This is a genomic window from Pseudomonas sp. P4_C4 (assembly GCF_056402055.1).
Genome location: NZ_JBFUID010000002.1, coordinates 282,524 through 294,115 on the forward strand (window position 1 = coordinate 282,524; position 11,592 = coordinate 294,115).

An 11,592-nucleotide genomic window follows, 5' to 3' on the forward strand; every position below is an offset into this window, starting at 1 on the left:
AGCCTGCTCGCGAAAAACCTGAGAGCGCCGCGGAGCATCAGGCTTCCAGCGTTATCGTTGACGACCATCGTCGGAACGCCGCCCGGAGCAGGCTCGCTCCTACAGGATTTCATCAGCCATAAAAAAATGCCCCTGATCTCGCGATCAGGGGCATTTTTCATTGCAGCGATAACTCAGCGATTGCGGGTCAGCAGCGCTGGTTTCTCACCACGAGGACGGCTTGGCAGTTGATCCAGTTGCTCTGGTGTCGGGAAGCGGTCAGCCTTGGACTCCTTGTGCATGATCTTCGGCGCGGGGCCGCGCGGGTTCTGCACGGCCGGTTCCGAACGCGGCTGGTCGTCACGGGCCGGGCGGCGATTGCGCGAGTCTTCGCGGCGGGCCTGGCCGTCGCGCGGTGCGCCACTGCGAGGGCCGCTACGCTTGGCCGGTGGGGTGCCGGTGCTGGCGCCATCGCTGTTGCGCGGACCGCTCTGGCGACCTTGTGGCTTGCCGGAACGTGGAGCGCCCGAACCTGCTGCAGTGCCTTGTGCCGGAGCACCCGGACGGCGGCCACGGCCTTGCGCGGGTTTCTGCTGCGGCACGTAGTCGACGCGGTTACCGAAGTTATCGACATCGTCGTCCAGGAACTCGTCCGGGGCACGGTCAGCGGCGGCACGAGGAGGCTGCGACGGACGCTGTTCGCGAGCCGGAGTGCCTTCACGTGGTTTTTGCTGACGGGCCGGGCGCTCACCGCGCTCGCCGGCCGGTTTTTCCTTGCCCTTGTCCTTGCCTTTGTCCTTGCGACCACCGCCGCCACCGCTGCCGTTCGGACCGTCGCCGCGCGGGCCACGTGGATTGCGTGGGTTACGCATGTCCGGACGCTCGCGCACTTCAGGTTTCTCGGCTTCCACAGCACTGGCATCGAAGCCCATCAGGTCGCCGTCGGCGATTTTCTGCCTGGTCATGCGTTCGATGCTTTTCAGCAGTTTTTCTTCGTCCGGGGCTACCAGCGAAATCGCCTCGCCCGAACGACCGGCACGGCCGGTACGGCCGATGCGGTGCACGTAGTCTTCATCGACATTCGGCAGTTCGAAGTTGACCACGTGTGGCAACTGGTCGATGTCCAGGCCGCGGGCGGCGATGTCGGTGGCCACCAGGATGCGCACGGTGCCGGCCTTGAAGTCGGCCAAGGCTTTGGTGCGGGCGTTCTGGCTCTTGTTGCCGTGGATCGCGACGGCGCTCAGGCCGTGCTTGTCCAGATACTCGGCCAGACGGTTGGCGCCGTGCTTGGTGCGGGTGAACACCAGTACCTGTTCCCAGGCGCCAGCGGTGATCAGGTGCGCCAGCAGCGAACGCTTGTGGCTGGCTGGCAGGCGGAATACGCGCTGTTCGATGCGCTCGACCGTGGTGTTCGGCGGCGTGACTTCGATGCGTTCCGGGTTGTGCAGCAGTTTGCCGGCGAGGTCGGTGATGTCCTTGGAGAAGGTCGCCGAGAACAGCAGATTCTGGCGTTTGGCCGGCAGACGGGCCAGGACCTTCTTCACGTCATGGACGAAGCCCATGTCGAGCATGCGGTCGGCTTCGTCCAGCACGAGGATTTCCACGTGGGACAGATCGACGCTGCCTTGGCCGGCCAAGTCGAGCAGGCGGCCAGGGCAGGCCACCAGCACGTCTACGCCACGGGACATGGCCTGAACCTGCGGGTTCATGCCAACACCGCCGAAGATGCAGGCGCTGACGAACTTCAGGTCACGGGCATAGACCTTGAAGCTTTCATGCACTTGCGCCGCGAGTTCGCGAGTCGGGGTCAGGACCAGTACGCGCGGCTGGCGCGGGCCGTGACGCTGGGATTTGTCCGGGTGACCGTTGGGGAACAACCGCTCCAGGATCGGAAGGGCGAAACCGCCGGTTTTACCAGTACCTGTCTGTGCCGCGACCATCAGGTCGCGACCTTGCAACACGGCGGGAATGGCCCGCTGTTGCACCGGAGTAGGCTCGGTATAGCCCGCTGCCTCGATGGCGCGGACTAAAGCCTCGGAGAGACCGAGGGAAGCAAAGGACATGAGTAATCCTGTTTTAAGTTAGGGCTTGGCCCAATGGGAGTCTTGCCTGGCGCGAATGGCGTTTAAGAGGACGCAATCCCGTCCGGTCCTGCTGGGTCTCGAAGGCTCGTCTGCAAGCGCTCGCGCGGGCTGAAAGCTGCGCAGTAGCGGGGTTGAGATGCCTTGAACGATTCCGAGCGTCCGGGCGTGAGCCTGGCGGGAAGGCCGGAGTATAACAGAGCAATCACTGCGCGCCGCTTTCCTGCTGCTCAACGGTTTTTTCCGTGGCGGCCGTGGTCTTTTCAGTCTTCACGTTGGCTGCCGGTTCCGCGCCGTAGCGCGCACTCAGTTCAGCGTAGGCAGGCTCGCGTTTGAAACGTTTGAGTTCGGCGCCGAAACGCTGCACCAGCAGATCCATGCCCGCATTGCGACGTACCGCGAGAAACTGGCTTTGCTGGCTGATGATCGTGGGGTTTTCGGTGATCTTGTCGCGGATGCCCAGCTCGTCGAGCAAATGCTGGCCAACCCGGCGGTCGGTGATCAGCAGGTCAATCCGCCCGCGTACCAGTTTGCCGAAGTTGGCTTCATGGGTGGGAGCCGGCTCGCGGGTGAACAGCGTCGAATCGCTGAAGTCCTTGCTGTACAGGTAACCCGGCGAGGTGCCGATGGTCAGGCCTTGCAAGTCATCGAGGGTGCGAAACGGATGGGGCCGTTCATTGGCGTAGAACATCACGAACTGGACTTCAGACAGTGGTTCGCCGGGGTAGAGCAGGGTCGCATCACGTTCGACGCTGTGAAAGATGTCCAGCGCGCCGTCGGCCTGCCCGGTTTCAAGCATCGACAGGCAGCGTTTCCATGGCAGGAACTGCCACTCCACTTCGATGCCCAGGCGCTTGAAGACAATGGCGGTGGTTTCGTAGTCCAGGCCCAGTGATTTGCCGTTGTCTTCGTACACATAAGGCGCCCACGGCTCCGTGACAATGCGCAGCTTCTCGCCCCGAGCGGCGAAGCTCAGGCAAGTGAAGACAAGCATGGCGATTAATTGCGTGATCAAAGGCATGGGTTTGAGATTACGACGAGAAACCGGAAAGAGCCAGAAACTCACTGCAGATGCTCTAACTCCGTGGATTGCTGCACATTAATAGTGCGCTGAAAGCAAAAGATCGCAGCGTGCGACAGTTCCTACAGGGAATACACATTCCGGGGTAGGAGATGCCGAAGGCTGCGATCTTTTGATCTTGCTTGTAGCGTTCAACTTGCAGCTTGTAGCTGCCTCAACGTGGCAACTTCAGGTTATTCCACACCGCCAGGCTCGCTTCAGCCTGGTTCAATGTGTAGAAGTGCAGCCCTGGAGCGCCGCCCTGCAGCAGTTGTTCGCACATTTCGGTGATGACCTGTTCACCAAAGCGCTGAATGCTCTGGGTGTCGTCGCCGTAGGCTTCCAGTTGCTTGCGGATCCAGCGCGGGATTTCCGCACCGCAGGCATCGGAGAAGCGCGCCAGCTTGCTGTAGTTGGTGATCGGCATGATGCCCGGCACGATCGGGATGTTCACACCCAGCGCTCGCACACGTTCCACGAAGTAGAAGTAGCAGTCGGCGTTGAAGAAGTACTGGGTGATCGCACTGTCGGCGCCAGCGTTGGCCTTGCGCACGAAGTTGGCAACATCGTCTTCGAAATTGCGCGCTTGCGGATGCATTTCCGGGTAAGCGGCGACTTCGATGTGGAAATGATCACCGGTTTCTTCACGAATGAATTCAACCAGGTCGTTGGCGTGGCGCAATTCACCGCTGGCCATGCCCATGCCCGAAGGCAGGTCACCGCGCAGAGCGACGATACGCTTGATGCCGGCGGCCTTGTACTGGGCCAGCAGGCCGCGCAGGTCAGCTTTGCTATCGCCCACGCAAGACAGATGCGGAGCGGCAGGGATTTTGACTTCGCTTTCTAGCTGCAACACGGTGTTCAGCGTGCGATCACGGGTCGAACCGCCGGCGCCGTAGGTGCAGGAGAAGAAATCGGGGTTGTAGGTGGCCAACTGGCGAGCAGTGGCGAGCAGCTTTTCTTGCCCAGCATCGGTCTTCGTAGGGAAGAACTCGAAGCTGTAGCGACGATCTTGGGACATGGGAATACCCTTGAAAACGCGTAAGGCGGACGCAGGCCCCTGTAGGAGCGAGCTTGCTCGCGAAAAACGTCAGGGCAACGCGTTTAGCCAGATAGCGCGCGTTTTCGTTAACGTCCATCGCGAGCAAGCTCGCTCCTACACAGGAAGAGCCGGCCGATCAGTAGCGGTAAGCGTGCGGCTTGAACGGACCTTCGACGGTCACGCCGATGTAGTCGGCCTGGGTCTTGGTCAGTTGAGTCACGACGCCGCCGAAGCCACGGACCATTTCCAGGGCCACTTCTTCGTCGAGTTTCTTCGGCAGTACTTCAACGGTCAGGCGCTCGGCTTGCTGGGCTGGCGACAGGTCGGCGTACTTCTGGCCGAACAGGAAGATCTGCGCCAGAACCTGGTTGGCGAACGAACCGTCCATGATGCGGCTCGGGTGGCCGGTTGCGTTGCCCAGGTTAACCAGGCGGCCTTCGGCCAGCAGGATCAGGTAGTCGTCGTTCTGTGGGTCGAAATCGCCAGCGCCGGTACGGTGGATCTTGTGAACCTGCGGCTTCACTTCTTCCCATGCCCAGTTCTTGCGCATGAAAGCGGTGTCGATTTCGTTGTCGAAGTGACCGATGTTGCAGACAACGGCACGCTTCTTCAGGGCTTTGAGCATGTTCGAATCGCAAACATTGACGTTGCCGGTGGTGGTCACGATCAGGTCGATCTTGCCCAGCAATGCCTTGTCGATGCTTGCTTCAGTACCGTTGTTGATACCGTCGATGAATGGCGAAACCACTTCGAAACCGTCCATGCAGGCTTGCATGGCGCAGATCGGGTCGACTTCGGAAACCTTGACGATCATGCCTTCCTGACGCAGGGACTGAGCGGAACCCTTGCCCACGTCGCCGTAGCCGATGACCAGCGCTTGCTTGCCGGACAGCAGGTGGTCGGTGCCGCGCTTGATCGCATCGTTCAGGCTGTGACGGCAGCCGTACTTGTTGTCGTTCTTGCTCTTGGTCACCGAGTCGTTGACGTTGATGGCCGGGATTTTCAGCTCGCCCTTGGCCAGCATGTCCAGCAGGCGGTGAACGCCGGTGGTGGTTTCTTCGGTCACGCCGTGGACGCGATCGAGAACCTGTGGGTACTTCTTGTGCAGCAGCTCGGTCAGGTCGCCGCCGTCGTCGAGGATCATGTTGGCGTCCCATGGCTGGCCATCCTTGAGGATGGTTTGCTCCAGGCACCACTCGTACTCTTGTTCGGTTTCACCTTTCCAGGCGAAAACCGGGATTCCGGCAGCGGCGATGGAAGCGGCGGCCTGGTCCTGAGTCGAGAAAATGTTGCAGGACGACCAGCGTACTTCGGCACCCAGGGCAACCAGGGTTTCGATCAGCACGGCAGTCTGAATGGTCATGTGGATGCAGCCGAGAATCTTCGCGCCCTTGAGCGGTTGCTCTTCGGAGTACTTGCGACGCAGACCCATCAGGGCTGGCATTTCGGATTCAGCGATGATGGTTTCGCGACGGCCCCAGGCAGCCAGGGACATATCGGCGACTTTGTAATCGGTAAAATCTGCAGGCGTGATAACAGCGCTCATGAAGAGCCTCCATTCGTAATGTATGCGAATGGGCGCCGTTGTGCGTTTAGTGTCGGGCCGATCAAGGCCTGGCAACGCCCCATCCGAGCCTGACAGGTCGAACCTGCTGCAGCGCCCCTCGGACAGGTGGCGGGAAAACGGTATCAAGCGATGATGACCGTTTTGAAACGGTGGCGATTATAGCGGGCTATGCTGATCTTCCAAAGCGTTTCTGTTGGTCAATGTCCGAACGGTAATCGAGACCATAGTCGAAGCTTGATAGAGCTCTAGCCCGGGCTCTGCCATGATGCCAGGCATCAATCGGCAAGATGGTCAGGAGTGAATATGAATTTCCACACCCGCAAATGGGTAAAACCCGAAGACCTCAACCCTAACGGCACTTTGTTCGGCGGTAGCCTGCTGCGCTGGATCGACGAAGAGGCGGCGATCTACGCCATCGTCCAGTTGGGGAACCAGCGTGTAGTGACCAAGTACATTTCCGAAATCAACTTCGTCAGCGCCTCGCGCCAGGGCGACATCATCGAGCTGGGCATCACGGCGACCGAATTCGGCCGCACCTCGATCACCCTGACATGCGAAGTACGCAACAAGATCACCCGCAAAAGCATCCTGACGGTGGAGAAGATGGTCTTCGTCAACCTGGGTGAAGACGGCTTGCCCGCGCCCCATGGCCGAACCGAGATCAAGTACGTCAAAGACCAGTTCAAGGATGATGACGCCGCTCAGTGAGATCGGTGGCGCCCCCTTTGCGAGCATACAATCAAGTTGATGCTCAACCCGCCACATCAAACGCAGCCGCAACGTGACGCTGGCGATAGATGAAGAACAATGCAGTCAACACGGTCAGCCCGCTGACCAGCGCACCGGTCCACGGCAAGTCCGCCAGGTCCGCGCCGCTGGCCACCACCAGGCCGCCGATCCAGGCTCCGGCGGCGTTGCCGAGGTTGAAGGCGCTCTGGTTCAAGGTCGAACCCAGGTTCGGCGCCTCAAAGGCCTGATCGATGATCAGCAGTTGCAGGATCGGGCACAGCGCAAAGGCGAACGTACCCCACAGCACCAGCGTGATCGCTGCCGGAATGGCCGAATGACTGGTTTGCGTGAACGCCGCCAGCAGCACCAGCACCGCCAGCGCCATGCCCACCAGTGAAGGCAGCAAGCGGCTGTCCGCCAGACGACCACCGAGCATGCTGCCGGCGGTCAGGCCAACGCCGAACAACAGCAGCATGATGGTGACACCGTGGGGGCTGACGCCAGTGATTTCCTGCAGGATCGGCGCGATGTAGGTAAACACACTGAACAGGCTGGTCGAGGCCAGCACACTCATGCCCAGCGCCAGCAGTACGTTGGCCTTGCCCAGCACCTTGAACTCGCTGGCCAGGTTGGCTTTATCCATCGCGATGTTCTTCGGCAACCAGACCCATTGCGCGATTGCCGCCAGTACACCGATCACCGACACCGCCCAGAAGGTCGAGCGCCAACCTGCGTATTGCCCGAGTGCGGTGCCCAGCGGCACGCCGAGCACGTTGGCCAGGGTCAGGCCGGTGAACATCATGGCAATCGCCTGGGCCCGTTTGTTGGGTGCCACCAGCCCGGCGGCGACCACTGAACCGATGCCGAAAAATGCGCCATGGCACAGTGCCGTGATCACTCGCGCGGCCATCAGCGTGGCGTAATTCGGCGCCAGCGCGCAGAGCATGTTGCCGAGGATGAACATCAGCGTCATGCCCAGCAGGGTAGCTTTGCGCGGCATGTTGGCGGTGCCGACGGCGAGGATCGGTGCGCCGAACACCACGCCCAAGGCATAGCCGGTGATCAGCAGTCCGGCATCGGGAATGCTCACGCTGAGATCGCGGGCGACGTCGGGCAACAGGCCCATGATGACGAATTCGGTGGTGCCGATGCCGAAGGCGGCAACAGCGAGGGCAAGCAAAGCGAGTGGCATGCGCAAGGTCTCTATCGGTAGTCTTGACGCTGTGATCAGGCATACGCAGGCCGACGACCGTTCTCGACGAGAGCGGGCCGGGCAGAGTTATTATTGGAATTAGTCTGTGCGCAACTGAGTGCGGCGTGGTCGCTTGCAGTATAAACAGCCACTGATATATGGCGAATCAATTCTGTACCAGGCCCCTGTAGGAGCGAGCTTGCTCGCGATGGACGTCAACGATGACGCGTGTTTGCTGGCTAACCGCGTTGCCCTTGCTTTTTTCGCGAGCAAGCTCGCTCCTACAAGGATCGTGGAGACAACAAAAGGAGTAGGCCGTGCTTGCAACGGCGTTGGTGTTGGTCGCGGCGCTGTTGCATGCGGCGTGGAATACCCTGATCAAGTTCAGTGCGGAGCGGTTGTTGGTGGTGGCCTGCATGGACAGCGTGGCGCTGCTCTTTGTCGCACTGATGTTGCCGTTCCTGAGCGTACCGCCGCTGGAGATCTGGCCGTGGATCCTGGCATCGGCGGCGCTCGAGTTGCTCTATCGCTATTTGTTGATCCAGGCCTATCGGGTTGGCGACCTCGGGCTGGTTTACCCGTTGATGCGCGGCCTGTCGCCGTTGATGGTGCTGGCGCTGACGCTGATCTTTGCCGGGGAAGAGCTGACCCGCCAACAGATTTTCGGAATCCTGCTGATCCCGTTCGGCATGCTGTGCCTGCTCTGGCAGGGCGGCGGCGGTGCGCGTTTGCCGTGGTCAATGCTGCCGGTGGTGGCGCTGATCGGCCTGTGCATCGGTTGCTACACCTACATCGATGGGCAGGCATTGCGGCGTTGGTCCCATCCATTGGATTACCTGGTCTGGGTCACTCTGCTCAGCGCCTGGCCGTTTCCGCTATTGGCGTTGGTGCGTAAACGACCCGCGTTCATGCTGTTCTGGCGCGAGCAGTGGCGGCTGGGCCTGGCGGTCGGGTTCTGCGTGTTGTTCAGCTACGCTTTGGTGCTGTGGGCGATGCAGTTGGGTTCGATTGYCGAGGCCGCAGCGTTGCGCGAGATCAGCGTGATTCTGGTGGTGCTGTTTGGCATGCGTTACCTGAAAGAACCGTTTGGCGGGCCACGGTTACTCGCCTGTAGCCTTGTCATGATCGGCATACTGGTGATGAAATTTTGATCGCCCGGATGGAATTCAATTCTCCACAACTAGAAGAAAGGACGGCGTTATGACGGTGGCTCTGTGGTGCATTTTGATCGCGATTTTCCTGCCGTATGTGTGTGCGTGGTTCGCCAAGATCAGTGGCGGGTTCCGGCTGAAAGACAATCATGACCCTCGGGATTTTCTCGACTCTCTGGAAGGCGTGGGCAGACGGGCGCACGCGGCGCAACTGAACAGTTTTGAAGTGATCCCGGCGTTCGCCGCGGCGGTGATCGTGGCGCACCTGGCCGGCAATGCCGAACTGGTGACGATCAATGTGCTGTCGGTGTTGTTCATCACCAGTCGCCTGCTCTACATCATTTGCTACCTGGCGGACTGGCCGACACTGCGGTCGCTGGTGTGGTTCGTGGGGATAGCGTTGATCGTGAGTTTCTTTGTGGTGTCGGTCTGAGAGATCTTCGCCGACACCATTGACCTGTAGGAGCCGGCAAGCCGGCTCCTACAGTAATCAGTTGCTCACGGATTTGCTTTAACCGTATCCGCCACCTGCGGCACTTGTGGTAGCGCCGCACCTTTGGGCCAGAGCATCCAGATCTGCCCCTGCTGTTTCATGTCCCCGGCCAGTTGCCCGGCCGCATCGCCGGTACCCCAGAACAGATCCGCCCGAACCTCGCCGGCAATGGCGCCGCCGGTGTCCTGTGCTGCCACGGGGCGAACCAGGGCTGTACCGTCCGGTTTGGTGGTGGACAGCCACAACAGGCTGCCCAGCGGAATGACCTTGCGATCCACTGCCGCGCTGTAACCGGCGGTCAGCGGTACGTTCAGCGAGCCGCGCGGGCCTTCGTTGCTGTCCGGGTTACGGGTGAAGAACACGTAGCTGGGGTTGCTGCCGAGCAGTTCGGGAATCCGCGACGGATTGGCCTTGGCCCAGGTGCTGATGGCGCCCATGGTCACGTCTTCTTTTTTCAACTCGCCCTGTTCCACCAGCCAGCGGCCGATCGGTCGATACGGATGGCCGTTCTGATCGGCGTAAGCAATGCGCAACTGGCGGCCATTGTCGAGCTGGATACGACCCGAACCCTGGATTTGCAGGAACTGCAGGTTCATTGGATCGGTCAGCCAGGCCACGACCGGCGCCTTGACCCCTTTGCTTTCAATGGTCGCCGAATCGTCGTACGGCTTGAGCACGCGACCTTCGAGCCGACCGCGCAGGCGTTTGCCCTTGAGTTCCGGGTAAATGCTGTCGAGGGCGACGATGATCATGTCTTCGGGGACGCCATAGACCGGGACATTGGCCGCGCTGGTCTGGGTCAGGCTCCCGGGATAGACCGGCTCGTAGTAGCCGGTGATCAGGCCGCTGGGGTTGTCGTTGGCGGCGCGCAGGCCATAGACATCGAGGTTCTGTTTGAGAAAGCCGCGAATGTCGCTGGCGGTTTGCGGCACGTTGGCAGCCGCTGTGCAGGTGCCACCCCAGACCGGGTCGGCCTTGAGTCGGGTGCAGGCGCTGCGCCACGAGCCGAAGCCGGCGACCAGGTCGTTGTCGGACACCGCCGGCAGCGCTTCCCATGTGGCACTGGAATAGGTCGCCAGAGCGTGGGTCTTCGGTTGTTGGTTGTCGCCACCGGTGCAGCCTGCGAGCAGGGTCACCATCGGCAGGGTCCAGGCCAGGCTGTGACGCCATGCCTTGAAACGGCTGTTCATGGAGTGATTCCTTTGCCGGTTGCCTGGGCGCTCCATGCGCTCAAACAACCCTTATTGATAATAGGGCTATTGGTCTTTGCCGATGACGCGAGGATACTGGCCGCCGTTTCCCGTGACCTGAAGCCACCATGACTCTTAAAAGACTTTCTGTTGTATTGCTGGCCTGCCTGACGTTGTCCGCTTGTGGCGGAGTCGACCCCAACTCGCCGCTCGGCCAGCGCAAGGCCATTTTCAAGCAGATGCTCAAGACTGGCGAAGACCTGGGCGGCATGCTGCGTGGGCGCATTGCGTTCGATGGCCCGAAGTTCGCCAAGGGCTCGGTGAAACTCGATGCGCTGTCCCGTGAGCCGTGGCAGCATTTTCCGCAGGTGCGCGAGGAAGATCACACCAGCGCCAAGAGCGATGTCTGGGAGCAGCAGGCGCGCTTCCAGGCCATGGCCCGTGACCTTGAATCCGCCACCGGTGAATTGGTGATCGCCAGCCAGGTTCAACCCTACAAGGCCAGCAATCTTGGGCCGGCGGTGCAGAAAGTCGAAGATGCTTGCAGTGCGTGTCATAAGGCGTTTCGGGATCATTGACCCAGCGGTGCCCGGTCTGGCGTCTTCGCGAGCAAGCTCGCTCCCACAGGTGAGCGCATGACCCTGTGGGAGCGAGCTTGCTCGCGAAGACTGCTTCGGCAACACCAAAGATCTTTGCTCGTTATCTGTTCTTATTTATCCAGCTCATCCAAAGCGTCCTGCAATTCCTTGCGGGCATCGGCGAGTTTGTCTTTGCGCTTGTTGATCTTGTCAGAGTCGCCTTTGCTCATGGCCTTGTCGAGTTCCGCCTGACGCTTGCTGACCTCGTGCCTGGCGTCAAGCACCTTGTTTTCCCGTTCCTTCTTCAGCGAGGCGTCGGTGCAGTTCGCCTCGACTTCGCTCAGGGCTTTTTCCAGGCCTGCCTGCTGGTCGGCGTTGCCGTGGACCTTGGCCAATTCGATCTGGTTGACGATACCTTGCTTCCTGGCCGCGCAACCGGTCAGCCCCGGCGCTTCCTCGTCCGCCATCAACGGGGTGGCCAGCACGCTGCAAAGGGCTAGCAGGACGAGCGGTGAAAGAAATTTCATAAA

At 60.7% G+C, this 11,592-nt stretch carries 11 protein-coding genes and 1 riboswitch; of the genes, 4 read left to right on the forward strand and 7 right to left on the reverse strand.

Annotated features, from left to right (window positions below):
• Positions 1-173: 173 nt before the first annotated feature.
• The 4 genes from AC1DXW_RS02920 to ahcY all read right to left on the reverse strand — a co-directional run bounded on the left by AC1DXW_RS02920 (position 174) and on the right by ahcY (position 5,708).
• Positions 174-2,042 carry a DEAD/DEAH box helicase gene (locus AC1DXW_RS02920; RefSeq protein WP_477752473.1) on the reverse strand — a complete coding sequence of 623 codons (1,869 nt, stop codon included), beginning with the start codon at positions 2,040-2,042 and terminating at the stop codon, positions 174-176.
• A gap of 223 nt (positions 2,043-2,265) precedes the next feature.
• A complete protein-coding gene (locus AC1DXW_RS02925; protein ID WP_477752472.1) occupies positions 2,266-3,081 on the reverse strand; it encodes a substrate-binding periplasmic protein in 816 nt (271 codons plus the stop codon).
• Between the two features lie 214 nt (positions 3,082-3,295).
• Positions 3,296-4,141: a methylenetetrahydrofolate reductase [NAD(P)H] gene (gene metF, locus AC1DXW_RS02930; RefSeq protein WP_477752471.1), complete on the reverse strand. Its 846-nt coding sequence runs from the start codon at positions 4,139-4,141 to the stop codon at positions 3,296-3,298.
• 157 nt (positions 4,142-4,298) lie between these two features.
• The gene (gene ahcY / locus AC1DXW_RS02935) at positions 4,299-5,708 is read right to left on the reverse strand and encodes an adenosylhomocysteinase (RefSeq protein WP_218431184.1); all 1,410 of its coding nucleotides are present in this window, start codon (positions 5,706-5,708) and stop codon (positions 4,299-4,301) included.
• Between the two features lie 23 nt (positions 5,709-5,731).
• Positions 5,732-5,834, reverse strand: a riboswitch (S-adenosyl-L-homocysteine riboswitch).
• A 198-nt stretch (positions 5,835-6,032) separates the two neighbouring features.
• On the opposite strand from ahcY, the gene AC1DXW_RS02940 reads away from it, so the two are divergent.
• The gene (locus AC1DXW_RS02940; protein ID WP_007994339.1) at positions 6,033-6,437 is read left to right on the forward strand and encodes an acyl-CoA thioesterase; all 405 of its coding nucleotides are present in this window, start codon (positions 6,033-6,035) and stop codon (positions 6,435-6,437) included.
• 43 nt (positions 6,438-6,480) lie between these two features.
• Here AC1DXW_RS02940 and AC1DXW_RS02945 read toward each other — a convergent pair whose 3' ends face one another.
• Positions 6,481-7,650, reverse strand: coding sequence for an MFS transporter (locus AC1DXW_RS02945; protein WP_477752470.1), 1,170 nt, complete (start codon positions 7,648-7,650; stop codon positions 6,481-6,483).
• Between the two features lie 317 nt (positions 7,651-7,967).
• On the opposite strand from AC1DXW_RS02945, the gene AC1DXW_RS02950 reads away from it, so the two are divergent.
• Both AC1DXW_RS02950 and AC1DXW_RS02955 read left to right on the forward strand, forming a co-directional pair.
• Complete coding sequence (locus AC1DXW_RS02950) at positions 7,968-8,801, forward strand: EamA family transporter (RefSeq protein ID WP_477759747.1); 834 nt, start codon at positions 7,968-7,970, stop codon at positions 8,799-8,801.
• 49 nt (positions 8,802-8,850) lie between these two features.
• Entirely contained in the window at positions 8,851-9,234 is a 384-nt protein-coding gene (locus AC1DXW_RS02955; protein WP_477752468.1) for an MAPEG family protein, read from the forward strand.
• Between the two features lie 65 nt (positions 9,235-9,299).
• Here the strand turns inward: AC1DXW_RS02955 and mltA are convergent, their stop codons facing one another.
• Entirely contained in the window at positions 9,300-10,484 is a 1,185-nt protein-coding gene (gene mltA, locus AC1DXW_RS02960) for a murein transglycosylase A (RefSeq protein WP_477752467.1), read from the reverse strand.
• A 128-nt stretch (positions 10,485-10,612) separates the two neighbouring features.
• Here mltA and AC1DXW_RS02965 point away from each other — a divergent pair, with 128 nt between their 5' ends.
• Complete coding sequence (locus tag AC1DXW_RS02965; RefSeq protein WP_477752466.1) at positions 10,613-11,062, forward strand: c-type cytochrome; 450 nt, start codon at positions 10,613-10,615, stop codon at positions 11,060-11,062.
• Between the two features lie 131 nt (positions 11,063-11,193).
• Here the strand turns inward: AC1DXW_RS02965 and AC1DXW_RS02970 are convergent, their stop codons facing one another.
• Positions 11,194-11,589 carry a DUF1090 domain-containing protein gene (locus tag AC1DXW_RS02970; RefSeq protein WP_477752465.1) on the reverse strand — a complete coding sequence of 132 codons (396 nt, stop codon included), beginning with the start codon at positions 11,587-11,589 and terminating at the stop codon, positions 11,194-11,196.
• Between the last annotated feature and the right edge of the window lie 3 nt (positions 11,590-11,592).

Excerpts from the sequence above, each read along its gene's own strand:
- AC1DXW_RS02965 (WP_477752466.1), top strand. The coding sequence starts at position 10,613 with ATGACTCTTAAAAGACTTTCTGTTGTATTGCTGGCCTGCCTGACGTTG.
- mltA (WP_477752467.1), bottom strand. The coding sequence starts at position 10,484 with ATGAACAGCCGTTTCAAGGCATGGCGTCACAGCCTGGCCTGGACCCTG.
- AC1DXW_RS02940 (WP_007994339.1), top strand. The coding sequence starts at position 6,033 with ATGAATTTCCACACCCGCAAATGGGTAAAACCCGAAGACCTCAACCCT.
- ahcY (WP_218431184.1), bottom strand. The coding sequence starts at position 5,708 with ATGAGCGCTGTTATCACGCCTGCAGATTTTACCGATTACAAAGTCGCC.
- AC1DXW_RS02945 (WP_477752470.1), bottom strand. The coding sequence starts at position 7,650 with ATGCCACTCGCTTTGCTTGCCCTCGCTGTTGCCGCCTTCGGCATCGGC.
- AC1DXW_RS02925 (WP_477752472.1), bottom strand. The coding sequence starts at position 3,081 with ATGCCTTTGATCACGCAATTAATCGCCATGCTTGTCTTCACTTGCCTG.
- AC1DXW_RS02955 (WP_477752468.1), top strand. The coding sequence starts at position 8,851 with ATGACGGTGGCTCTGTGGTGCATTTTGATCGCGATTTTCCTGCCGTAT.
- metF (WP_477752471.1), bottom strand. The coding sequence starts at position 4,141 with ATGTCCCAAGATCGTCGCTACAGCTTCGAGTTCTTCCCTACGAAGACC.
- AC1DXW_RS02920 (WP_477752473.1), bottom strand. The coding sequence starts at position 2,042 with ATGTCCTTTGCTTCCCTCGGTCTCTCCGAGGCTTTAGTCCGCGCCATC.
- AC1DXW_RS02970 (WP_477752465.1), bottom strand. The coding sequence starts at position 11,589 with ATGAAATTTCTTTCACCGCTCGTCCTGCTAGCCCTTTGCAGCGTGCTG.